At 73.7% G+C, this 22,655-nt stretch carries 21 protein-coding genes; 13 read left to right on the forward strand and 8 right to left on the reverse strand.

All coding sequences use genetic code 11. From position 1 onward, the window contains the following. Window positions 1-21: 21 nt before the first annotated feature. From AB0L74_RS02145 to AB0L74_RS02170, 6 genes are all read left to right on the forward strand, one after another. Window positions 22-528 (forward strand): protein phosphatase, encoded by a 507-nt coding sequence (locus AB0L74_RS02145; protein ID WP_365644613.1) that lies wholly within the window; start codon window positions 22-24, stop codon window positions 526-528. Between the two features lie 205 nt (window positions 529-733). Continuing rightward, window positions 734-1,516, forward strand: a complete 783-nt coding sequence (locus AB0L74_RS02150; RefSeq protein ID WP_365644616.1) for a hypothetical protein — start codon at window positions 734-736, stop codon at window positions 1,514-1,516. Continuing rightward, window positions 1,513-2,781, forward strand: coding sequence for an ATP-binding protein (locus tag AB0L74_RS02155; RefSeq protein WP_365644619.1), 1,269 nt, complete (start codon window positions 1,513-1,515; stop codon window positions 2,779-2,781). Before AB0L74_RS02150 ends, AB0L74_RS02155 begins: the two co-directional genes overlap by 4 nt. Window positions 2,782-2,985: 204 nt before the next feature. Further along, window positions 2,986-3,444 carry an SH3 domain-containing protein gene (locus tag AB0L74_RS02160; protein WP_365644622.1) on the forward strand — a complete coding sequence of 153 codons (459 nt, stop codon included), beginning with the start codon at window positions 2,986-2,988 and terminating at the stop codon, window positions 3,442-3,444. 43 nt (window positions 3,445-3,487) lie between these two features. Then, window positions 3,488-4,858 carry an FtsW/RodA/SpoVE family cell cycle protein gene (locus tag AB0L74_RS02165; RefSeq protein ID WP_365644625.1) on the forward strand — a complete coding sequence of 457 codons (1,371 nt, stop codon included), beginning with the start codon at window positions 3,488-3,490 and terminating at the stop codon, window positions 4,856-4,858. A gap of 16 nt (window positions 4,859-4,874) precedes the next feature. Beyond that, entirely contained in the window at window positions 4,875-6,332 is a 1,458-nt protein-coding gene (locus AB0L74_RS02170) for a penicillin-binding transpeptidase domain-containing protein (protein ID WP_365644628.1), read from the forward strand. 22 nt (window positions 6,333-6,354) lie between these two features. Here the strand turns inward: AB0L74_RS02170 and AB0L74_RS02175 are convergent, their stop codons facing one another. Further along, window positions 6,355-6,954 carry a Uma2 family endonuclease gene (locus AB0L74_RS02175; RefSeq protein ID WP_365644631.1) on the reverse strand — a complete coding sequence of 200 codons (600 nt, stop codon included), beginning with the start codon at window positions 6,952-6,954 and terminating at the stop codon, window positions 6,355-6,357. 246 nt (window positions 6,955-7,200) lie between these two features. On the opposite strand from AB0L74_RS02175, the gene AB0L74_RS02180 reads away from it, so the two are divergent. From AB0L74_RS02180 to AB0L74_RS02195, 4 genes are all read left to right on the forward strand, one after another. After that, the gene (locus AB0L74_RS02180) at window positions 7,201-8,139 is read left to right on the forward strand and encodes a diiron oxygenase (protein WP_365644634.1); all 939 of its coding nucleotides are present in this window, start codon (window positions 7,201-7,203) and stop codon (window positions 8,137-8,139) included. A gap of 36 nt (window positions 8,140-8,175) precedes the next feature. Beyond that, complete coding sequence (locus AB0L74_RS02185; RefSeq protein ID WP_365644637.1) at window positions 8,176-8,829, forward strand: helix-turn-helix domain-containing protein; 654 nt, start codon at window positions 8,176-8,178, stop codon at window positions 8,827-8,829. Between the two features lie 46 nt (window positions 8,830-8,875). Next, window positions 8,876-9,196, forward strand: coding sequence for a hypothetical protein (locus tag AB0L74_RS02190; RefSeq protein WP_365644640.1), 321 nt, complete (start codon window positions 8,876-8,878; stop codon window positions 9,194-9,196). Between the two features lie 104 nt (window positions 9,197-9,300). After that, the gene (locus AB0L74_RS02195; protein WP_365644643.1) at window positions 9,301-10,458 is read left to right on the forward strand and encodes an NlpC/P60 family protein; all 1,158 of its coding nucleotides are present in this window, start codon (window positions 9,301-9,303) and stop codon (window positions 10,456-10,458) included. On the opposite strand, the gene AB0L74_RS02200 is transcribed toward AB0L74_RS02195, so the two are convergent. The 5 genes from AB0L74_RS02200 to AB0L74_RS02220 form a co-directional block, all read right to left on the reverse strand. Then, window positions 10,422-11,684: a styrene monooxygenase/indole monooxygenase family protein gene (locus tag AB0L74_RS02200; RefSeq protein ID WP_365644646.1), complete on the reverse strand. Its 1,263-nt coding sequence runs from the start codon at window positions 11,682-11,684 to the stop codon at window positions 10,422-10,424. The genes AB0L74_RS02195 and AB0L74_RS02200 overlap by 37 nt on opposite strands. A gap of 96 nt (window positions 11,685-11,780) precedes the next feature. Next, complete coding sequence (locus tag AB0L74_RS02205; protein WP_365644649.1) at window positions 11,781-12,422, reverse strand: ATP/GTP-binding protein; 642 nt, start codon at window positions 12,420-12,422, stop codon at window positions 11,781-11,783. After that, the gene (locus AB0L74_RS02210; protein WP_365644652.1) at window positions 12,403-12,828 is read right to left on the reverse strand and encodes a DUF742 domain-containing protein; all 426 of its coding nucleotides are present in this window, start codon (window positions 12,826-12,828) and stop codon (window positions 12,403-12,405) included. The genes AB0L74_RS02205 and AB0L74_RS02210 overlap by 20 nt, the downstream gene beginning before the upstream one ends. Beyond that, window positions 12,825-13,328: a roadblock/LC7 domain-containing protein gene (locus AB0L74_RS02215; RefSeq protein ID WP_029381704.1), complete on the reverse strand. Its 504-nt coding sequence runs from the start codon at window positions 13,326-13,328 to the stop codon at window positions 12,825-12,827. Before AB0L74_RS02215 ends, AB0L74_RS02210 begins: the two co-directional genes overlap by 4 nt. Continuing rightward, on the reverse strand, window positions 13,325-16,261 hold the full coding sequence (locus AB0L74_RS02220; protein ID WP_365644655.1) for a nitrate- and nitrite sensing domain-containing protein: 2,937 nt from the start codon (window positions 16,259-16,261) through the stop codon (window positions 13,325-13,327). The genes AB0L74_RS02215 and AB0L74_RS02220 overlap by 4 nt, the downstream gene beginning before the upstream one ends. Before the next feature lie 412 nt (window positions 16,262-16,673). On the opposite strand from AB0L74_RS02220, the gene AB0L74_RS02225 reads away from it, so the two are divergent. Then, a complete protein-coding gene (locus AB0L74_RS02225; RefSeq protein WP_365644657.1) occupies window positions 16,674-17,459 on the forward strand; it encodes a protein phosphatase 2C domain-containing protein in 786 nt (261 codons plus the stop codon). A 31-nt stretch (window positions 17,460-17,490) separates the two neighbouring features. Here the strand turns inward: AB0L74_RS02225 and AB0L74_RS02230 are convergent, their stop codons facing one another. Beyond that, entirely contained in the window at window positions 17,491-17,943 is a 453-nt protein-coding gene (locus AB0L74_RS02230) for a MarR family transcriptional regulator (protein ID WP_365644660.1), read from the reverse strand. Window positions 17,944-18,269: 326 nt separating this feature from the next. On the opposite strand from AB0L74_RS02230, the gene AB0L74_RS02235 reads away from it, so the two are divergent. Further along, entirely contained in the window at window positions 18,270-19,097 is an 828-nt protein-coding gene (locus AB0L74_RS02235; protein WP_365644663.1) for a lysozyme, read from the forward strand. A 65-nt stretch (window positions 19,098-19,162) separates the two neighbouring features. Here AB0L74_RS02235 and lon read toward each other — a convergent pair whose 3' ends face one another. After that, the gene (gene lon, locus AB0L74_RS02240; RefSeq protein WP_365644665.1) at window positions 19,163-21,637 is read right to left on the reverse strand and encodes an endopeptidase La; all 2,475 of its coding nucleotides are present in this window, start codon (window positions 21,635-21,637) and stop codon (window positions 19,163-19,165) included. Between the two features lie 234 nt (window positions 21,638-21,871). Here lon and AB0L74_RS02245 point away from each other — a divergent pair, with 234 nt between their 5' ends. Beyond that, window positions 21,872-22,567, forward strand: coding sequence for a spermidine synthase (locus tag AB0L74_RS02245; protein WP_365644667.1), 696 nt, complete (start codon window positions 21,872-21,874; stop codon window positions 22,565-22,567). Window positions 22,568-22,655 lie beyond the last annotated feature (88 nt).

Genomic DNA, 22,655 nt, shown 5'->3' on the forward strand with positions numbered 1-22,655 from the left:
GGGGATCGTGGGGAGGCGCCGTTGCGGACCCCTGGGAGGCGGCCCGACGTACCGGCACCGGACAGTCCGTGGAGCGAGATCGTGCCGGGGCTGTGGATGGGCGGGCACGAGTTCCGGAAGGACTCCGGGCAGCTGGAGTTCGCCGTGGTGCGGGACGAGTTCGACCTGGTGCAGACGCTGCTGCGCCTGCCCGGGCACGGACCGGACCCGGACATCGAGCATCAGTGCTGGCCGATCCCCGACGGGCCGCTCGACGGGACCCAGCTCGCGGGCGTGATGCGGCTGGCCGAGGCCGCGTGCGCGGCCCTGGACGCGGGCCGCCGGGTCCTCGTCCGCTGTTACCACGGCTACAACCGCTCCGGCCTGGTCGTCGCGCAGGCGCTGATCCGGCAGGGCAGTACCGCCGAGGAGGCCATCCGCCTGATCCGGGCCCGCCGCTCGCCCTGGGCGCTGCACAACGAGCTGTTCACGGAGTACCTGCGGGTGGGGCTGTCCACGGCCCGGCTGCTGGAGGAGCTGGCCGAGTAGGCGGCGGCCCCGCCCCGGGGCCGCGGGGTCCTGCCCCGGGGCCGCGGGGTCCTGCCCCGGGGCCGCGGGGTCCTGCCCCGGCCGTGCGGGCGCGGGGCCCGCCGTCGGCCGGCGAGCACCCGGTCCCCGCCCCCACACCCGCAAAAAGGACGTCCGCGCGAATAAGGTGTACGCGGCCCCCGACGCCCCGACCCCCAGGAGTGCCGTGCCTCCCCGTCGCCACCGGCGCGCAGCCCGCCGTACGGTCCTCGCCGCGCTCGTCCTCACGGCCGCGGCCGGCTGCGGTGACGCGGGCGGACTCCAGGGCGCGGGCGCCACGCCCACCGCGGTCAGCCCGGCGCGGCTGTGGCCGGACCTGCCCCCGGCGTCCACTCCGGCCTGGGACTTCGACGAGGCCGACACCGAGACCGTCAAGGGCGTGACGGTGCCGGGCGGCGGCATCCGCACCGTGGATCCGGCGGCGGTGGTGCGGGCGGAGATCGCGGCGCACCCGGACGACTACGCCGGGAGCCGGGCGCCGTACCGGGAGACGGCGCGCCGGATGGACGGCTGCCGCCCCGGCGGCGACCGCGACCGGTGCCCGCTGCTGGAGCCGTACTACCGCGACCTGACCGGCGACGGGCGCGAGGACATGACGCTCGGGTTCCGGCTGCCGCCGACCAACCAGACGGCCGTGCGCGTCTACACCGTCGCCGGTCACCGGCTCGTCCAGGTCATGTCCAACAACGACGCCGTCAGCGCGGTGGAGCTGGCCGGGCGGTCGGTGATCATCCGCTCGCCGTCCGACCTGGCCGGATACGAATACCGCGTGCAGTGGACCTGGGACCCGGACCAGCGCGCGATGCTCCTGACGCACGACGAGATGCTGCGCACCGGGGAGCGGACGCCCGCCTCCCGCCCGTCCGTCTCCTCACCCGCCTCGGCCGCACGCTCGCCGTCGCCCTCGTCACCCTCGTCCTCGCTTCCGTCCTCCGCGAGCGGGCGATGAGGCTCCGCCCCGGGCGCCTGCTGCCCCAGTGGGCGGGCACGCTGGCGGTGAAGGCGGCCGCCTTCATCACGGTGATGTGCTGCGCGCTCGCCGCCCTGCTCGGCGCGCTCGTCCATGTCTCCGTGACGCATCAGACCGTCGGCCAGGCCCGCGACCGGGCCCTGCAACGGCTGGCGGAGGTGACCGAGGACTACGAGGCCGGGGACCCGCTCCGGCGGGGCGCGGGCCTCGATCCGCCGGGGCTGCCCGGGCCGCTGCGGAAGATGGCGGCGGGCGGCGGGCGGGGCACGATGGTCGCCGAGCACCGCGGGCGGCCCACGATGTGGGCGGCGGGCCCCGCCGACGGCGGCCGGGCCCTCGCCGTGGGGATCGACTACTCCCAGCAGGCCCGCACCATCGACGGGCTCGACCGGGCGATCGTATGGTCGTCCGCGCTGGCGATCGGGGCGACGCTGCTGGTGGGCGCGTTCGCGGTGACCCGGGTGACGAGGCGGCTGCACACCACGGCCCGGGTGGCGCGGCGGATCTCCGCGGGCGACCTGGACGCGCGCGTCGGCGACCCCCGTACGAAGGATCCGGCCCGGCCGCAGGACGAGGTGGCGGCGGTCGCCGCGGCGCTGGACACGATGGCGGCCTCCCTCCAGGGCAAGCTCCTCGCCGAGCAGCGGTTCACCGCCGACGTGGCGCACGAGCTGCGCACCCCGCTGACCGGGCTGCACGCGGCGGCGGAGCTGCTGCCGCCGGGCCGGCCCACCGAGCTGGTCCGGGACCGGGTGGCCGCGCTGCGCACGCTCACCGAGGACCTGCTGGAGATCTCCCGGCTGGACACCGGGCGGGAACGGCTGGACGCGGACACCGAGCAGCTCGGGCCGCTGGCCGAGCGGGTGGTGCGGGCGGCGGGGGTCGCGGGCGCCGGGACCACGGAGGTGAGGGTCGTCCGGGACATGGCGGTGGAGACGGACCGGCGGCGGCTGGAGCGGGTGCTGGGCAATTTGGTCGCCAACGCGCACCGGCACGGGCGGGCGCCGGTGGTGCTGACCGTGGACGGGCCGGTCGTCACCGTGCGCGACCACGGGGACGGCTATCCGGAGTACCTGCTGGCCCACGGTCCCCAGCGGTTCCGTACGGAGGGCGGGACGAAGGGGCACGGCCTGGGACTGACGATCGCGCTCGGCCAGGCGGAGGTGCTCGGCGCGCGGCTGGAGTTCGCCAACGCGCCGGACGGCGGGGCGGTGGCCACCCTGACGCTGCCGCGGCGGCCCTGACAGCGCGCGGCCCCGCCACCCCCGCCGGCGCGTGACGCGTCCTCAGCCGACGCCCCCGCCTCCCTCTCCCCCCGGCCTCACGCCTCCCCCTCCCCTATGGCGCACTGCGACGCGCGCTCCCCGGACCCCGCTCCTAATGTGGCGATGAGTCACCTGATGTGCCTTTCGGCACCTTCCGCGCAACATCCCTCAGGAGGTACTCCCATGTCCCCGCACTCCTCCCGCGCCGCCGTCCGCCGTCTGGCCATAGCTCTCGCCGGCGGCGCGCTCGCCGCCGCGGTCGTCGTCACGCCCGCCGCCGCGCACACCGACCCCAGGGACGGCCTCGGGACCGCCGGCCAGAGCGCCGGGAACGGCCGGGACAACGGGCAGAACAATGGGCAGGACAACGGCCGGGACGACAGTCGTCGCGACGACCCCCGCGACTCGGGCCGGTACAGAGGCGTGGTGACGGCCGACAAGCTCGCCCTGCGCAGCGCGCCGAACCGCGGCTCGCGCGTCATCCGGTACGCCCACCGGGGCGAGGTCGTCTCCATCTACTGCAAGACCCCCGGCGACTCGGTGAAGGGCAACCCGCTCTGGTACCTCCTCACGGACGGCACCTGGGCCTGGGGCGCGGCCCGGTACATCGACAACATCGGCCCCGCGCCGCGCTGGTGCTGATGCCGAAGGCGCGCACAACACGTCATTTGGGTAAGTTCCGGGCATGACGAACGCCGGATCCGGAATCACCGCGGCAGCGGCGGCGGACCCGCCCGCCGCCGCTGCCCGCCTCCCCCGGCGCCGCGGCGTCGAGCTCTCCCTGCTCGTCCTGGCCGTCCTGCTCTGCGTGCTCGGCTACTGCGACGTGGGCCTCGCCCAGCACGGCACCATCCCGCCCGGCGCCGCCGGTTACGGCGCCGGGCTCGGCGTGCTCGCGCTGCTCGCGCACCTCGCGGTGCGGCTGCGCGCGCCGTACGCCGACCCGCTGCCGCTGCCCATCGGGGTCCTGCTCAACGGGCTGGGCCTGGTGCTGATCTACCGGCTCGACCTGGAGACGCCGGGCGACCGGGCCGCCCCCACCCAACTGGTGTGGTCGACGCTGGGGGTGGCGCTGTTCATCGTCGTCGTCCTGGTCCTGCGCGACCACCGTCTGCTCCAGCGCTACGCGTACGTCTGTGTCGCCGCCGCGCTGGTCCTGCTGACGGTGCCGATCCTGTTCCCGGCCGTGAACGGGGCCCGCATCTGGATCCGGATCGCCGGTTTCTCCATCCAGCCGGGCGAGTTCGCGAAGGTGCTGCTGGCGGTGTTCTTCGCCGCCTACCTCGCCGCCAACCGCAGCGCGCTGGCGTACGCGGGCCGCCGCGTGTGGCGGCTCCAGCTGCCCACGGGCCGGGTCCTCGGGCCGATCGTCGCGGTGTGGCTGGTGAGCGTGGGCGTGCTGGTCCTGGAGCGGGACCTCGGCACCTCGCTGCTCTTCTTCGGCCTGTTCGTCGTCCTGCTGTACGTGGCCACCGGCCGCACCGGATGGATCGCCGTCGGACTGCTGCTGGCCGCGCTGGGGGCCGTCGCGGTGGGCCGGCTGGAGCCGCACGTGCACGGCAGGATCGAGGACTGGCTGCACCCGTTCGCCTCGATCGAGGCCGGGCAGGGCCCCAGCCAGCTCGCCCAGTCGCTGTTCTCGTTCGCGGCGGGCGGGGTGACCGGGACGGGGCTGGGGCTCGGCCACTCCGTGCTCGTCGGCTTCGCCACCAAGTCCGACTTCATCCTGGCCACGGCCGGGGAGGAGCTGGGCTTCGCCGGGCTGAGCGCCATCTTCCTGCTGTACGCGCTGCTCGTGGAGCGCGGCTACCGGGCGGGCCTGCTGCTGCGCGACCCCTTCGGCCGGCTGCTGGCGGTGGGGCTCGCCTCGATCGTGGCACTCCAGGTGTTCGTCATCGCCGGCGGGGTCACGGGGCTGATCCCGCTGACCGGCATGGCGATGCCCTTCCTGGCCCAGGGCGGCTCGTCGGTCGTCACCAACTGGGCGATGGTCGCGCTGCTGATCCGGGTCAGCGACTCGGCGCGCCGCCAGTACGACGGGCGGGTGGCACCGTGAGAGGCGGGGAGCCCCCATGACCCGGTACATCCGGCATGCCGCCGCCTTCTGCGTCCTGCTGCTGGCCGCCCTGCTGGTGAACGCCGCCCGCGTCCAGATCGTGCAGGCGCCCTCCTACGACGCCAACCCCGCCAACCGCCGCCCGGAGATCGCCCGTTACCAGCAGCCGCGCGGCGACATCCTGGTCGGCGGCGAGCCGGTCACCGGCTCCCGGGACACCAGCGAGCATCTGCGCTACGAGCGGACGTACGCCGACGGCCCGCTGTACGCGCCGGTCACCGGCTTCGCCTCGCAGGAGTACGGCACGACGCTGCTGGAGCACACCGAGGACGGGGTGCTGTCGGGGACGGACCCGATGCTCGTCCCGTTCCCGCTGTGGCACCGCTCCGCCCGCGACCGCGGCCCGGGCGGGAACGTGGTGACCACGATCAACCCGGCCGCGCAGCGGGCGGCGTACCGGGGACTGGGCCGGCGCACGGGGGCGGTGGCGGCCGTGGAGCCGTCCTCCGGCCGCATCCTGGCGCTGGTGTCGACGCCGTCGTACGACCCCGGGGAGCTGTCCGGCAACGGTACGGCCGCCACCCGGTCCTGGGCCCGGCTGAACCGCCACCCGGACCGGCCGATGCTGAACCGGGCGGTGCGCCAGACGTATCCGCCGGGCTCGACGTTCAAGGTGGTCACCGCGGCGGCGGCGCTGGACGCCCGCGTCGTACGGGACCTGGACGCGCCCCTGCGCTCGCCCGATCCGTACACCCTGCCCGGGACGCGGACCAAGCTGACCAACGCCTCCCGCGGGTGCGCCGGCGCCTCGCTGCGGGAGGCGTTCGAACGGTCCTGCAACACGGTCTTCGCCAAGCTGGGCGTGGACGTGGGCGTGGCGCGCATGGCGGCGACGGCGAGGGGCTTCGGCTTCAACGACACGGACCTGCGGATCCCGTTCTCCGTCGCGCGGAGCACCTTCGACACCTCCGTGGACCGGGCGCAGCTCGCGCTGTCGTCCATCGGGCAGTACAACACGCGGGCCACGCCGTTGCAGATGGCGATGGTGGCGGCGGCCGTGGCGGGAGGGGGGCAGGTGCGGGAGCCGTATCTGGTGGAGCGGACCGTCCGGGCGGGCGGCGGCACGGTGGCCGCGGCCGGGTCCCGTCCCGTGCGGCGGGCCATGCTCCCGTCGACCTCGGCGCGGCTGAAGCGGCTGATGACCGACGTGGTGGAGAACGGCACCGGCGCCAGGGCCGCCATCCGGGGCGCGCGGGTGGGCGGCAAGACCGGCACCGCCCAGCACGGCGTCGGCAACTCCGGGGTGCCCTACGCCTGGTTCGTCTCCTGGGCGCAGGCGCACGGGGAGCTGGAGCCGGAGGTGGCGGTCGCGGTGGTGGTGGAGGACGCGGCGGCGGACCGCGCGGACATCACGGGCGGCGGGGTGGCGGCGCCGATCGCGCGGGCGGTGATGGAGGCGGTGCTCGCCTCCTGACCCCCGCCCCGGGACAAAACGCCTAGCGGCGGCGGTCGATGGCCGTGAGGTCGATGTCGACGGGGAAGGGGATGGTGAGCTTGAGGCGGTTGTGGAAGATGCCGGTCAGGCCGTAGCTCTGGGTCGCGGGGTCCAGTTCGTAGACGTAGACGACCGGGAGGCCCTGGTTCTCCTCGACTCGCCAGTAATGCGGAATGCCCGCCTGCGCATACTTACGTGGTTTCACCTCCCTGTCCCGGTCCTCCGAGTCCCTGGAGACGACCTCGACAGCGATCACGACATCCTCCGGGCGATACCAGGTCTGGTCCGGACCGGAATCGGCGTCGGCACGGAACACCAGGACATCGGGCTCCGGCCGATTTCGCTCGTTGAGCCTGACGGTCATCTCCCGGATGACATCCAGCTCGTCCGGCACCTGAGCCAGCAGGGCGTTGTCCAGCAGGCGAATGACACGTGAGTGGAAATTGGTCTGCGGGCTCACGAAGACGAGGCTCCCGTCGATCAGCTCCGTATGCGGGGGGAGGTTGGGAAGCTCGTCGAGGTCGTCCGCCGTCCAGCCGCCCTCCGGCGGACGAGGCCACTCGAAGTCGTCGTCCAGGCCGTAGTCACGTGCGGCGCTCATGCTTGCTCCCATGTGCCGGAGACTGCCCGATCCGGCCAGCGTACTCGGCAGGAACGCCGATTCGGCGCCCCATCAGGCGATCACGGAACGCGCCGTTGACGCCCCTCCCGCCTTTACTCGCGGTAAACAAGTCCCGCCCAGGGGATTGACGCCCTTGCTGACAAGCAGTCTCATAAGACGAGTGAGTGACCGCGGGTAACACCACGCGATCCCCGACGCGATCCCGTACGACGAGGTGGGACTGCCATGACGACCCTGACGGAAGCCGACGCGCTCGAAGGGCTGCGCGACGCGCTCGGCCTGCTCAAGGACCGCGAGCAGGTGGCGGAGCGACTGCTCGCCTCTTCCGCCAAGCACTCCTTCGACCCGGACAAGGAACTGGACTGGGACGCGCCCTTCGACGAGGGCAAGTGGTTCTGGCCGCCGGAGCTGGTGTCGCTGTACGACACCCCGCTGTGGCGGCGGATGAGCGAGGAACAGCGGATCCTGCTGTCCCGGCACGAGGCGGCGGCACTCGCCTCGCTCGGCATCTGGTTCGAGCTGATCCTCATGCAGCTGCTGGTGCGGCACATCTACGACAAGGCGGCGACGAGCGCCCACGTCCGGTACGCGCTGACCGAGATCGAGGACGAGTGCAGGCACTCGAAGATGTTCGCCCGGCTGATCCGGCGCGGCGACACACCGTGGTACCCCGTCAGCCGCGCCCACCAGAACCTGGGGCGGCTGTTCAAGACGATCTCCACCACGCCCGGCTCCTTCACCGCCACGCTCCTCGGCGAGGAGATCCTGGACTGGATGCAGCGGCTGACCTTCCCCGACGAGCGGGTGCAGCCGCTCATCCGGGGCGTCACCCGGATCCACGTGGTGGAGGAGGCCCGCCACGTCCGGTACGCCCGGGAGGAGCTGCGCCGCCAGATGGTGACGGCCCCGAAGTGGTCGCAGGAGTTCACCCGCGTCACCTCCGGCGAGTTCGCCCGGGTCTTCTCGGTCGCCTTCATCAACCCCGAGGTGTACACGAACGTGGGTCTCGACAAGCGGGAGGCCATGGCCCAGGTGAGGGCCAGCGCCCACCGCCGGGAGGTCATGCAGACCGGCGCGAAGCGGCTGACGGACTTCCTGGACGACATAGGCGTCCTGCGCGGTGTGGGCCGGCGGCTGTGGCGGTCGTCGGGGCTGCTCGCGTAAGGGGGGCGGCCGGGCCCACCGGCTACCCTGCGGGTCATGACCCCGCAGGCCCCCACCCCCGCCTACCGCAGGCTCAGCGTCGAGGAGCGCCGCGGTCAGCTCCTCGACGCGGCGCTCTCCCTCTTCGCCCACCGGCCGCCCGAGGAGGTCTCGCTGGACGACGTGGCGGAGCGGGCGGGGGTCTCGCGGCCCCTGGTGTACCGGTACTTCCCCGGCGGCAAGCAGCAGCTGTACGAGGCCGCCCTGCGCTCGGCCGCCGACGAGCTGCGCGACTGCTTCGACGAGCCCCGCGAGGGACCGCTGCTGGCCCGGCTCTCCCGCGCCCTCGACCGCTACCTGGCCTTCGTCGGCCAGCACGACGCCGGTTTCAGCGCCCTGCTGCGCGGCGGCAGCGTCGCCGAGACCTCGCGGGCCTCGGCCATAGTGGACGGGGTGCGCCGGGCCGCCGCCGAGCACATCATGAGCCATCTGGAGGTCACCGACCCCGGTCCCCGGCTGCGGATGACGGTGCGGATGTGGATCACGGCGGTGGAGGCCGCCTCCCTCATCTGGCTGGACGAGGACAAGCAGCCGCCCGCCGAGGAGCTGCGGGACTGGCTGGTGGAGCAGTTCGCGGCGACGCTGTCGGTCACCGCGCGGCGCGATCCGCAGACGGACGCCCTGGTGCGGACGCTCGCGGCGGACACCTGAGCGGCACCTGTCCGGCCGGCGGCGGCCGATACCCGACACTGGTGCCGTGAAGAGCGAAGACACCCCCTTCGAGGGCGGGCCCCTGGACGGGCGGGTGCTGCCCGTGCTGGTGGGGATGACCGGCCATCCGCCGAAGACCTACCGCGTGCCCGTGCCCGACCCGCACGGCGGACCGCCCGCGGTGCTCGTCTACCGGCGGGCGCCCCGGGAAGAGGGCCGGATCGGCTTCGCCCGCTGGAAGTACCGCTACGACCCCGAGGGACGGCAGGGCTCCCGGCTCCGGTGGCCCTGGTCGAAGCCGGACGCCACGCCGCGCGGCAAGCCGGACGCCACGCCGCGCGGCAAGCCGGACGACGCCCACGGGTGACGCCGTTGCGCCGAACCGCGCACACTCGGCGCGCGCGTCCGCGCCGGCCGTCCCATGCTCGCGGTGCGGAGCGGACCGGCCGCCCCGCGACCGGAGGTGATGGCGTGTCAGGAAACGTGCTGCGTCTGGCCTGTACGGCGGCGGTGGCCGCCCAGATCGCCCTCGTGCCCCCCGCGGCCCCTCCCGCCGCGGCCGAACCCGCACCCGGAACGCGTTCCGTGGCCGGGCTGCTGACGGACCTTCAGCGGCTGTACCGGGAGGCCGAGAAGGCCACCGAGGCCTACAACGCGACCGAGGAGGAGCTGAGCAAGCGGCGCGCGCAGGCCGAGCGGCTGGACGCCGCGCTGGCCCGGACCCGGCTCTCCCTGCACGAGCGCCGTCAGGCGGCGGGGCTGCTGGCCCGCCGGCAGTACCAGAGCCGCACCGACCTGTCCCCCTATCTGCGGCTGCTGCTGGCCCGCGACCCGCAGCACGCTCTCGACCAGGGACAGGTGATCGGGCGGCTGGCGCGGGAGCGGGCCGAGGCGGTGGCACGGCTGACCGGCAGCGAGCGCAGGGCCGGTGAGCTGGCCCGCCGGGCCCGTAAGGCCCTCGACGACCGGCTGGCCCTCGCCGAGCGGCGCAAGAGGGAGCGGGACGAGGTGCGGCGGCGGCTGCGGGAGGTCGAGAGGCTGCTCGCCTCCCTCAGCTCCCGGCAGCTGGCCGGGCTCGCCGAGCTGGAGCGGCGCGGGACCGCCCGGGCGCAGGAGCGGTTCCTGGCGTCCGGGGTGCTCGGCGACGACGCCAAGCCGTCCGCGGCGGGCGAGACCGCCGTGCGCTTCGCGGTGGAGCAGATCGGGAAGCCGTACGTATGGGGAGCGGAGGGGCCCGGCGCCTACGACTGCTCGGGGCTGACCTCCCGGGCCTGGGCGCGGGCCGGTACGGCCATCCCGCGCACCAGCCAGGAGCAGTGGGCGCGACTGGAGCGGATCGACCTCGGCGAGCTGCGCCCCGGCGATCTGATCGTGTACTTCCCCGAGGCCACCCATGTGGCGCTGTACCTCGGCGACGGGATGGTGGTGCAGGCGCCGCGCCCCGGTGCCCGCGTGAAGGTGTCGCCGATCGCGGCCAACCCCGTCCTGGGCGCGGTCCGGCCCGACCCCGGCGGGGAGCCCGTGCGGCGGTACACACCGCCGAGGCTGCCCGCCGGGGCGTCCGAGGGGTCCGACGAGGGGCACGCGGCCGGTTACGCGCCCGCGGCCCCCGAGACCTCCATCAGGTAGCCCTCGGTCTTCAGCGGGTCGTAGAAGAAGTTCTCGAAGTCGGCCGGGTCGTTGAAGCCGTTGGCGAAGCGGTCCGCGACGGGCTGGAGCTGGCCGGCGGCGCCGATCAGGTTCAGGACGTGCTCCGGCGGCGGGGCGAGCATGGTGTTCGTCCACTTGGTGACGTGCCGGGCCGTCTCCCAGTAGCGGTCGAAGGTCTGCCGCATCCACTCCTCGTCGAACGGCTTGTCGCCGTGGTCCAGGATCGAGGCGAGGTAGGAGGCGGCGCACTTGGACGCCGAGTTGGAGCCCTGGCCGGTGATCGGGTCGTTGGCCACCACCACGTCGGCGACGCCGAGGACCAGACCGCCGCCGGGCAGGCGGCCGACCGGCTTGCGGACGGTGGGGGCGTAGCGGCCGGCGAGGGTGCCGCCGGCGTCGGTCAGCTCGACCTTGGTGGCCCGCGCGTACTCCCAGGGGACGTACCGCTCCATGAGTTCCAGGGTCAGGGAGAGGTGCTCCGCCGGGTCCTTGACGTCCTTGAAGACGTCGAGCGGACCGCCGGGTATGCCCTCCCAGAACAGGATGTCCGCCCGGCCGGAGAGGGTGTAGGTCGGCATGATGAACAGCTCGCCGACGCCGGGCACCAGGTTGCAGCGGACGGCGTCGAAGTCCGGGTGCTCCGGGCGCGGGGCCATGCCGTGGACGTACGCCACCGCCAGGGCCCGCTGCGGCTCGCTGTAGGGGGAGCGCTCGGGGTCGCGGGCGAACATCCGCACCAGCTCGCCCTTGCCGGCCGAGACCAGGACCAGGTCGTAGGCGCGGGAGAAGTAGTCCAGGTCGCCGACGGCGGCACCGTGGATGACCAGCTGGCCGCCGCGCTGGGCGAAGGTCTCCATCCAGCCCGCCATCTTCACCCGCTGGTCGACCGACTGGGCGTAGCCGTCGAGCTTGCCCACCCAGTCGATGGCGCGGGCGGCGGGACCCTCCGCCCAGGAGCCGGGGGCGGCGACCGAGACACCGAGGCCTTCGATCTTCGGGGCCTGGGACTCCCAGAAGTTCAGCTTCAGGTCGCGCTCGTGCTGGAGGGCGGTGTGGAACATGCACTGCGTCGACATCACCCGGCCGGTGCGGATCTCGTCCGCGGTCCGGTTGGACATCAGGGTGACCTCGTACCCGTGCGACTGGAGGCCGAGGGCGAGCTGGAGACCGGACTGGCCGGCTCCGACGACGAGTATCTTCCGCATGCGGGGTTGTCTCCTAGGGGGACGGTACGGGGGACTGCCACGGGCCGGCCCGGGACCGTGCGGGGAGGGTCGCGGGCCGCTGGGGAGGGACCGGGACTACTCGGGGGTCTCCTCAAGCGCGTGGCCGACGAGGGCCAGGAGGGTCTCGATCACCGAGATGCGGCGCCGCGCGTCCATGATCAGCACGGGTATGCGCCGCGGGATCGTCAGCGCCTCGCGTACGTCCTCCGGCTCGAACATCTGGCTGCCGTCGAAGTGGTTCACCGCCACGACGTACGGCAGACCGCAGCTCTCGAAGTAGTCCAGCGCCGGGAAGCAGTCCTTCAGGCGGCGGGTGTCGGCCATGACGACGGCGCCGATCGCGCCGCGCACCAGGTCGTCCCACATGAACCAGAACCGCTGCTGGCCCGGCGTGCCGAACAGGTACAGCACCAGGTCGTCGTCGAGCGTGATGCGGCCGAAGTCCATGGCGACCGTGGTGGTGACCTTGTCCGGCGTGGCGGTCAGGTCGTCGTGGTCCTCGCTCGCCTCGGTCATCAGCGCCTCGGTCTGCAGGGGCGTGATCTCCGAGACGGAGGTGACGAGCGTGGTCTTGCCGACGCCGAAGCCGCCCGCCACCACGATCTTCGTGGCGATCGGGGCGCGGGTGCGGTCCGTCTGCCAGGGCTGCGACGGCTCGTCGTGCTCGACGAGCGGGGAGACGCCGAAGGCGGCGGCGTCAGAGACGGCGGAGTCCACTCAGCACCCTTTCCAGCAGCACACGGTTCGGGCGGCCCGCCCCGTGGCCGGTTCCGGTTCCGTACACACGGATCTTTCCCTGGTCCGCGAGGTCGCTGAGGAGGACGCGGACCACGCCGAGCGGCATCTTCAGCAGCGCGGCGATCTCGGCCACCGTACGCATACGGCGGCACAGTTCGACGATGGCCCGCATCTCCGGCATCACACGGGAGCTCAGCGAACCGTTCGTCAGTTCCTTGCGCTCGTCGGCCGCTTCGAGGGCGGCCGTGGTGCCCACGAACGTCTCCACGAGCAGGACGTGGCCGAAGCGGGTCCGGCCGCCGGTGAGCGAGTAGGGACGGACGCGGGCGGGTTTGCGGTCGGCGCCGCGCACCGGAAGCTGCTGCTTCTTCTGCACGCTGCTCATCGGGCACTCCCCATCGACTCGGACTCCAGTGACTTGCGGAGCTCGCTGCGGAGTTCGGGCGTCAGGACGTGGCCGGCCCGGCCGACGAACAGCGCCATGTGGTACGCGACGACGCTCATGTCGCAGTCCGCGGAGCCATGGACGCCGAGCAGCGAACCGTCGCTGATCGACATCACGAACAGGCTGCCCTCGTCCATGGCGACCATCGTGTGCTTGACCCCGCCGTAGTCCATCAGCCGGGCGGCGCCGACGGTCAGGCTGCCGATGCCGGAGACGATGGTGGCGAGGTCCGCTGAGGAGCCGCGCGGTCCGGTGCGCCGCTCCCCCTGTGCCTGGCGGGCCGCGTTCTGCTGGCCGGGGTCGGACGAGAGCAGCAGCAGGCCGTCGGAGGAGACCACCGCCACCGAGAGGATGCCGGGCACCTCCTCGACGAGATTGGTCAGCAGCCAGTGGAGATTGCGGGCTTCACTGCTCAGTCCGAAGGTACTGGGCGCGGTCAACTGGTTGCCTCCTCGACGGTGCCCCCCGTGGCTTCTTCGGATGTGGCTGGTCGAGCTGTTCCGGTGGTCGGTGCCTGGGTCTGGGTGGTCTGTTCGGCGATCTCCGCCTCGACGTCGCGCCGGCCGGCCTCGGCTCCCCGGTGGAAGCCGCCCAGACGGCGGCGCAGGGCCTCGGCGTCGACGGACCCCGTGCGCGGGGGCGGGGCCGAGGCGGGGGTGGTGATCTTCGGGGTCCGCTTGGGCAGCCCCTTGTCGGTGACGGGCTCGTCCGGTTCGCCCGGCTCGTCGGCGGCGCGGTCGTGCGCGGGGTCCGCCTCGGGCCCGGGAGCGGCGGGGGCTGGCCGCTCCGGGCCGGTGGCCGTGGGGCTCGGTGCCTGCGGGGCGCGGGCGGGCGCCGCCGGGAGCAGAAGCTCCATGGTGGTCTCGGAGGGGGTCTCCGGAGCCTCGGCGGGCTCCTGCGGGCGGGACGGCGCGGCCGGCCGCGGCTCGGCGTCCTCCTCGGGGGCGGCCGAGGGCTGCCGCTCCTGCCCGGCGGTCCGCGGCTCGGCGGTCCGCGGCTCCGGCGCCGTACCCGCCGCCTCCGCGGCGGTCTGCTCGGCGGTCTGCTCGGTGGCCTGCCCGACCGACTGCCCGGTGGCCTGCCCGGCGGCCTCGGAGCGCCGTACGGCCTGCTCCGCCAGCGAGACCAGCAGGTCCCCGTCCTCCGAGCGGCCGTGCAGGACGTTGGAGTTGGCCTCGGCGGCGGCGCCCGGCAGGGAGACCGTCTGGGTGGTGTCGACACCGGTCCGCTCCGGCGCCGGCGGCTTCGGCGAGGCCGGCTCGGCGGCCAGCAGCGTGGTCGGCAGGACGACGACCGCGGCCACGCCCCCCTGCTTCTGCTCCCGCAGCTGCACCCGGGCGCCGTGCCGGTGGGCCAGGCGGGCCACGACGTACAGGCCGAGCCCGAGCCCGTCCTCGCCGTCCTGGTCGTAGGGGGCGTCCGGGTCGAAGTCGGTCAGGCGCGCGTTGAGGCGCTCCAGCCGCTCGGCGGTCATGCCGATGCCCTCGTCCTGGACGGAGAGCATGACCTCGCCGTTCTCCAGCAGCCAGCCGGAGACCTCGACGGGCACGTCGGGCGGGGAGAACGAGGTGGCGTTCTCCATGAGTTCGGCCAGCAGGTGGGAGAGGTCGTCGGCGGCGAACCCGGCGACGTGCGCGTGCGGCGGCAGGGCGGCGATGCGCACGCGCTCGTAGCGCTCGATCTCGCTGACCGCCGCGCGGACGACGTCGACGAGCGGCACCGGGCCGGCGGTGTGCTGGACGTGCTCGGTGCCGGCGAGGACCAGCAGGTTCTCGTTGTGCCGGCGCATGACCGTGGCGAAGTGGTCCAGCTTGAACAGGGTGGACAGGCGCTCCGGGTCCTGCTCGCGCTCCTCCAGGCCCTCGATCACGGCGAGCTGCCGCTCCACCAGGCCCAGGGTGCGCAGGGCGAGGCTGACGAAGGTGGAGCCGATGCTCTTGCGCAGGGTCTCCAGCCGCGCGGCGGACGCGGCCAGTTCGGCGCGCAGCTCCTCGCGCGCGTCGGCCATCTTCTGCCGCTGGCCGACCAGGTGCTTGCGGTCGGACTCCAGCGTCGTGACGCGCTCGGCCAGTGCGGCGGCGTGCGCGTGCAGGGCGTTGACGGAGCGGACGACCTGGGCGAACTCGTCGTTGCGGCCGGTGAAGGCGACGGGCTCCTGCGCGGCGGGGTTCTCCGCCTCGGCGAGCCGGGCCGAGCCGCGGCGCAGCACCGCCAGCGGCCGGGTGAGCGAGCGGGCCATGGCGGTGGCCATGCCGACGGCGAGCAGCATCAGGGCGCCGAGGACGGCGACGCGGATCTCCAGCGCGGTGACGTCGTCGTCGCGCAGCCGCTCCAGGTCCTTGGTGCGGCGGTCGTACAGCGCGGCCTCGGCGCCGCGCATCGCGTCGACGCGGGCGGACAGCGCGGCGTCCAGCCTCTTGACGCTGGTGGCGAGGTCGTCGTCGGAGAGGGCCGGCCCGTCGGTGAGGGCGGCCAGGTACTTCTCGGCGGCGTTGACCTCGGGTCCGGTGACCGTGGAGTCGAAGCCGTCCCGGGCGGACTTGGGCGCGGCGTCGCGGAAGGCGGCGAGGGCGGCGTCGGAGCGCACCCGGGCCTGCTGCGCGGCGGCGGCCAGCGCGTCCCGCTGCTCGGCGTCGGCGTCGGAGGACGTGCTGCTGGTCGTGGGCAGGCCGGTCATCGGGTCGATGACGGTCTGGGTGCTGCGCGGCACGTCGAGGGCGGCGAGGAGCAGACCGCGGGTGGCGGCGGCCTGCTGGACGGCGGAGTCCAGCTCGGCCAGGGCGTACGCGCCGGCGCCCGCGCGGGGCGGCATCCGCTCGGCCAGCCGCTCGGCGAGCCGGTGCAGTTCGGCGATGACGGCGGAGTACGCCTGGTGCGCCTGGAGGGCGGTGCTCTTGCCGGTGAGCGCGGACCGGCGCAGGGCGGCGATGCCGTCGAGGTCCTCGCGCAGCGAGGCCGGCGTGTCGGTCTCGGCGCGCAACTCCTCCACCTGCCGGTCCACGCGGGCGCTGTGCTGCTCCGAGGGCGCCTTGGCCCGGGGGCGGCCGGCGGCGATGTACGGGGTGACCTCGTCCCGTTCGTCGGCCAGGGAGTGGGCGAGCGCGAGGGCGTTCTCGGTCCGCTCGGCGAGGGTCACCAGTTCCTGGGTGTCGTTCAGCTGTCCGGAGGCGTCGATGAGCGACGGCGCGCCCGCCCCGGCGACGGTGGCGGCGACCACCGCGACGGCCACGATGAGGCGGTTGCGCACATGCGTCGGGCGGCCCTTGCCCACGGGAGTGCTCGGGGCGGCGGGGCCGTGGCTGCCGGGGGTCTGCTCCGCGCTCTGTGCGGGGGCCGTCTGCTTGCCTGTGCGACGAGGCCGCGTCTTCTGCACCGGTGCTCGCATTCCTGAACTCGTGTACCCGTGGACCGGGGTGGCGCTCCGTCAATCGACCGGCCGGCGCGTACACCCTCCCCCAAGCTCTCGGCAGGAGCGGGGCGGCCCCCCAACCGGTCCCCGACCCTCCCAGTGCCGGTGGGCGCTGCACACGCATCGCCTGACCCGCCACCCGAAGGAGTGAACATCGGAGGGGAGTTGGGGAGCAAGTTTCCCCGGCTTATGCGACGGCCCCGCGCGGTGCGCCGGTTGGACGTCCACGGCGGGCGGTGGCAATATTTGCCGCCACGTCTTGCCGGAGTACCGCGTTCCGCCCCAAACCCGGCACCTGACCTGCCCGTCCGCGCCGTTCACGCGACCGTTGCGGGCCTTTCGAGGACGGTGTGAAGGGCTCGTGCAGACTGGCGTGATGCGCACGGAACTCATCTCGCGGCCGGGCGGCCCGGACCGCCCCAACGAGGACTTCGCGAGCGTCGGACTACCGGCTTGCGGACAGGGCGGTTCGCTCGTCGTGCTGGACGGGGTGACGCCGCCGCGGGGCGATACCGGCTGTTCGCACACGGTGCCCTGGTTCACCGCGCGCCTCGGCGGGACCCTGACCGAACTGACCGTTTCACTCCCGGATGTTCCTCTCGTCGGCGCCCTGTCCCGCGCGATCGCGCGTACCGCCGAGACGCATGCCGCAACCTGTGACCTTTCTCACCCCCGAACGCCTCAGGCGACGGTCGTACTGGCGCGCTGGTCACCGCAGACGGTGGAGTACCTGGTGCTGTCCGACTCGGTGCTGCTGGCCGAGTCCCCCGACGGGACGGTCACCCCGCTGCTGGACGACCGGCTCTCCCGGCTGCCCCGCGCCGCCCTGGCCACGGACGCGCTCGTCGACGCAGCCTGGCGCAACAAGGAGGGCGGCTTCTTCACGGCCGCCGCCGATCCGTCGGTCGCGGCGCGCGCGGTGACGGGGGTCCTGCCGCGCGGGGAGGTGGCCGCCCTGGCCGCCCTGACCGACGGGGCGGCCCGCTGGGTGGAGAGGTTCCGGGAGGGCGGCTGGGCGGACTGCCTCCGGCTGGTGCGCGAGGAGGGGGCGGGGGCTCTGGTGGACCGGGTGCGGGAGCTGGAGCGCGCGGCCGCCGGACGTGCCGTCCCGGGGCGGGGCAAGACCCACGACGACGCGACGGTGGTCTACGCGGAGCTGTGACCGCCGCGTCCCGCGGGCCGGCCCCGCGGGGCTACTTCTCCATGCCCCGGTTCAGCCGGTGCAGCAGCCGGGCCAGTTCCGCGACTTCGCCCGGGTCCCAGTCGGCGAGCCGGCCGGCGTACCGGGCGCGGCGGGCCTGCCGGACGCGGGAGACCCGGTCGTGGCCCTCGCGGGTGAGGGCGACCAGCCAGGCCCGGCCGTCGGCGGGGTCGGGCTCGCGGGCGACCAGGCCCAGCTCCTCCAGGGCGCGCAGCTGGCGCGACATCGTGGCCTTGCCGATGCCGATGTAGGCGGCGAGCTCGGTGGCCCGCTGCCGCCCGCACTCGTCCAGCCGGACGAGGATGCCGTAGGCGGACGACTCCAGGTCGGGGTGGACCTGGCGGGCCATCTCCCCCTGATTGGCGCGGGCGCGCCGCAGCAGCACGGTCAGCTCGCGCTCCAGCGCCAGGAACTCGGGCTGGTTCACACCACTGCCGGACGTCACCCCCAGGGGGGCACCCCCGGATTCACCTCGGTGTCCGCCGCCGTTTCCGTGATCCCGCACGTCAGTCCCTGCCTTGGTTGTGCCGTTCCTGAAAGTTTCCGCCCGGTGCCGCCGTCGCCGCAGCTCCGCAAGTATTTCGCAGGCGTAGACCAACGGCGGCTCCCGGCCCCCCTTCCCCCGGGTCGTCTACGTGCGTAGCTTCTTTACCAGGCAATTACTGGCATGCCCACGACACCACCCGGTCCGGCGGGCCGACGAAGCCCCGTTCTCCCCGGCCCCGGCATGCCCCACCCCACCGAGCACCACCGAGCCTTCGGAGGCACGTCATGCCCGTGCACAGATCCGGAACGGCCCGCACCCGGCGCCTGACCGCCGTCGGGATCCTGCTCGCCGCCTTCTCCCTGCTCCTCACCGCCCCCGCCCGGTCCGCGCCGGACGCCGGCACCCCGCCCCGCGGCTCCGCGTACATGGGCATGGGCGTCCTGGCCCACGACGGGCGGCACGGCACGCCCGTCCCCGGCGGTGCCACCCAGACCGAGGGCGTCGACGTCTCCAGCCACCAGGGCAACGTCGCCTGGTCCAGCCTGTGGACCAGCGGGGTGAAGTGGGCCTACGTCAAGGCCACCGAGGGGACGTACTACACGAACCCCTACTTCGCCCAGCAGTACAACGGCTCGTACAACGTCGGCATGATCCGCGGCGCGTACCACTTCGCCACCCCGGACACCACCAGCGGCGCCACCCAGGCCAACTACTTCGTCGACCACGGCGGCGGCTGGTCCCGCGACGGCAAGACGCTGCCGGGCGCGCTCGACATCGAGTGGAACCCCTACGGCGCCGCCTGCTACGGCAAGACCCAGAGCCAGATGGTGTCCTGGATCCGCGACTTCCTGACCACCTACAAGGCGCGCACCGGCCGCGACGCCGTGATCTACACGGCCACCAGCTGGTGGACCCAGTGCACCGGCAACTACGGCGGCTTCGCCACCGCCAACCCGCTGTGGATCGCCCGCTACGCCTCCACGGTGGGGACGCTGCCGGCGGGCTGGAGCTACTACACGATGTGGCAGTACACGTCCTCCGGGCCGATCGTCGGCGACCACAACAAGTTCAACGGGGCCCTGGACCGGGTGGTGGCGCTCGCCAACGGCTGACCCCGCCCCGCGCACCCGGCACGAGGCCCGGGCCCCCGAGGGGACCCGGGCCTTGCCGCGGCCCGTCACGCCGCGACCGGGACCTCCGGCTCCGCCCCGCTGACCGCCGGCGTCAGGGCCAGCTCCAGGACCTGGCGGACATCGGTGACGGCGTGGACGTCGAGCGTGCCGAGGACCTCGGCCGGGACGTCGTCCAGGTCGGGCTCGTTGCGCTTGGGGATGATCACCGTGGTGATGCCCGCCCGGTGCGCCGCGAGCAGCTTCTGCTTCACCCCGCCGATGGGCAGCACCCGCCCGGTCAGCGAGACCTCGCCGGTCATCGCCACGTCGGTGCGGACCAGACGGCCGGACAGGAGGGAGGCCAGGGCCGTGGTCATGGTGATGCCCGCGCTCGGGCCGTCCTTGGGGACCGCGCCCGCCGGGAAGTGGATGTGCACCCCCCGGTCCTTCAGGTCGCCGACGGGGAGTTCGAGCTCGGCTCCGTGGCTGCGCAGGAAGCTCAGGGCGATCTGCGCCGACTCCTTCATCACGTCGCCGAGCTGGCCGGTCAGGGTCAGTCCCGCCGCGCCCGTCTCGGGGTCGGCGAGGGACGCCTCGACGTAGAGCACGTCGCCGCCCGCGCCGGTGACCGCCAGCCCCGTCGCCACGCCGGGGACGGAGGTGCGGCGCTCGGCCGGGTCCTGGGCCGACTCGGGCACATGGTGCGGCCGGCCGACCAGGTCGCGCAGGTCGGCGTCGGTGAGGGTGAGGGGCAGCTCGCGCTCGCCCAGTTCGTGCCGGGCCGCGACCTTGCGCAGCATCCGGGCGACGTACCGCTCCAGGTTGCGCACGCCGGCCTCGCGCGTGTACTCGCCGGCCAGCTTGCGCAGCGCGCTCTCCTCGACGGTCACCTCGCCCCGGTCCAGCCCCGCCCGCTCCAGCTGGCGCGGGAGCAGGTGGTCGCGGGCGATGACGACCTTCTCGTCCTCGGTGTAGCCGTCCAGGCGGACGATGTCCATGCGGTCGGCGAGCGCCTCCGGGATCGCCTCCAGGACGTTGGCGGTGGCCAGGAAGACGACATCCGACAGGTCCAGCTCCACCTCCAGGTAGTGGTCCCGGAAGGTGTGGTTCTGCGCCGGGTCGAGGACCTCCAGCAGGGCCGCGGCCGGGTCGCCGCGGAAGTCGGAGCCGACCTTGTCGATCTCGTCCAGGAGCACCACCGGGTTCATCGACCCGGCCTCCTTGATAGCCCGCACGATCCGGCCGGGCAGGGCGCCGACGTAGGTCCGGCGGTGCCCGCGGATCTCGGCCTCGTCGCGGACGCCGCCCAGGGCGACCCGGACGAACGAGCGGCCCATGGCGTGCGCGACGGACTCGCCGAGCGAGGTCTTGCCGACGCCGGGCGGGCCGACGAGGGCCAGCACCGCGCCGCCGCCCCGGCGCCCGCCACCGCCCCCGGCCGGGGCGCTCCCCTGGCCGGGCCCGCCGCCGACGGCGCCGAGGCCCCGCTCCGCGCGCCGCTTGCGCACCGCCAGGTACTCGGTGATCCGCTCCTTGACGTCCTCGAGGCCGGCGTGCTCGGCGTCGAGGATCTCCCTGGCGCCCCGGATGTCGTACGCGTCCTCGGTGCGCTCGTTCCACGGCATTTCCAGGACCGTGTCGAGCCAGGTGCGGATCCACGAGCCCTCGGGCGAGGCGTCGGAGGCCCGCTCCAGCTTGTCGACCTCCTTCAGCGCGGCCTCGCGGACCTTCTCGGGCAGGTCGGCGGCCTCCACCCGGGCGCGGTAGTCGTCGGACTCCTCGGCGGGGTCCTTGCCCTCGCCGTTCAGCTCGCGCAGCTCCTTGCGGACGGCTTCGAGCTGACGGCGCAGCAGGAACTCGCGCTGCTGGCGGTCGACGCCCTCCTGGACGTCCTTGGCGATGGACTCGGCCACGTCCTGCTCGGCGAGGTGCTCGCGCAGCTGCTGGGTGGCGAGCTTCAGCCGGGCCACCGGGTCGGCGGTCTCCAGCAGCTCCACCTTCTGCTCGGTGGTCAAGAACGGCGAGTAGCCGGAGTTGTCGGCGAGCGCGGAGACCTCGTCGATGGCCTGGACCCGGTCGACGACCTGCCAGGCGCCGCGCTTCTTGAGCCAGGCGGTGGCGAGGGCCTTGTACTCCTTGACGAGTTCGGCGACGTGGCCGGGCAGCGGGTCCGGCACGCTCTCGTCGATCCGCGTCCCCTCGACCCACAGCGCCGCGCCCGGGCCGGTGGTGCCGGCGCCGATCTTCACGCGGGCCCGGCCCCGGATGAGGGCGCCCGGGTCGCCGTCGGCGAGCCGGCCCACCTGCTCGACCGTGCCCAGCACACCGGTGGCGGCGTACGTCCCGTCGACGCGCGGCACCAGCAGGACCCTCGGCTTGCCGGGCTCCGACCGGGCGGCGGCCTGCGCCGCCTCCACCGCGGCGCGTACCTCGGTGTCGCTGAGGTCCAGCGGGACCACCATCCCGGGCAGCACCACCTCGTCGTCCAGCGGCAGCACGGGCAGGGTGAGCGGCGCGGACGCTGCGGACTCAACAGCCATGATCTCCCCTTCGGCAGTCAAGTTGAGTTATGCCGACTCAATGCTCGTGAGCCGGGGATTGTTCCCCCAGCCCTGTTCGCTCTCAGCGATCAGCCGCGAACACGCCGCGCACGCCCGCCGCGGACCGCTCTCGCGGCGCGCGCCCGCGGCCCGCCGCCCGCCCGTCTCCCCAGCCGGTCGCCGGACCCGCGGTATTCCCCCGCCGAGCCGCGGGCGAGGTGCCAGGATGGCGGGATGTCCATGGCGTACGACATTCCCGAAGTCCCCGAAGTACTGGACCGCCGCGACGGCCCCTACGGCGAGGTCGTGCTGCGCCGGCACGGCGGACTGCTCCAGATCATCGCCAACGGCTGCTTCCTGATGGACACCTCCGACGGCCGCTCGGAACGCCGGCTCGTCGACGCGGCGCTGGCCGCGCTCGACGCCTCCGGCGGCCGCCCGGCGCCGCATGTGCTCATCGGCGGCCTGGGCGTCGGCTTCTCGCTCGCGCACGCGGCCGCACAGCCCCGCTGGGGCCGGATCACGGTCGTCGAACGCGAGCCGGCGGTGATCGACTGGCACCGCGCCGGCCCCCTGTCCGAGCTGTCCCGCCAGGCCCTGGCCGACCCGCGCACCGAGGTCGTCGCAGCGGACCTCACCGACTTCGTCAATGAGACTTCCGACACATTCGATGCCCTGTGTCTCGACATCGACAACGGCCCCGGCTGGACGGTCACCGAGGGCAACGAAGCGCTCTACGCAGCGTCCGGACTGGCAAGCTGCGCAAGGGTGTTGAGGCCCGGCGGGGTGCTCGCGGTGTGGTCCGCCAGACCCTCTCCGGAATTCGAAGAAACCTTGCGTAATGCCGGGTTCCAGCAGGTGCGTACCGAAGAGATCCCCGTTGCCCGGGGCGTTCCCGACGCCGTCCACCTCGGCGTCCGACCTGGATAGCAAAGGCCCTGCGGATCCCCGTACGCTGCTGCCCTGACGTCGATCATTCAAGCGTCAATCGCAGTCATATGCGCAGACGAGGGATCAC

The sequence above is a fragment of the Streptomyces sp. NPDC052020 genome (genome assembly GCF_040680575.1).
Taxonomy (GTDB): domain Bacteria; phylum Actinomycetota; class Actinomycetes; order Streptomycetales; family Streptomycetaceae; genus Streptomyces.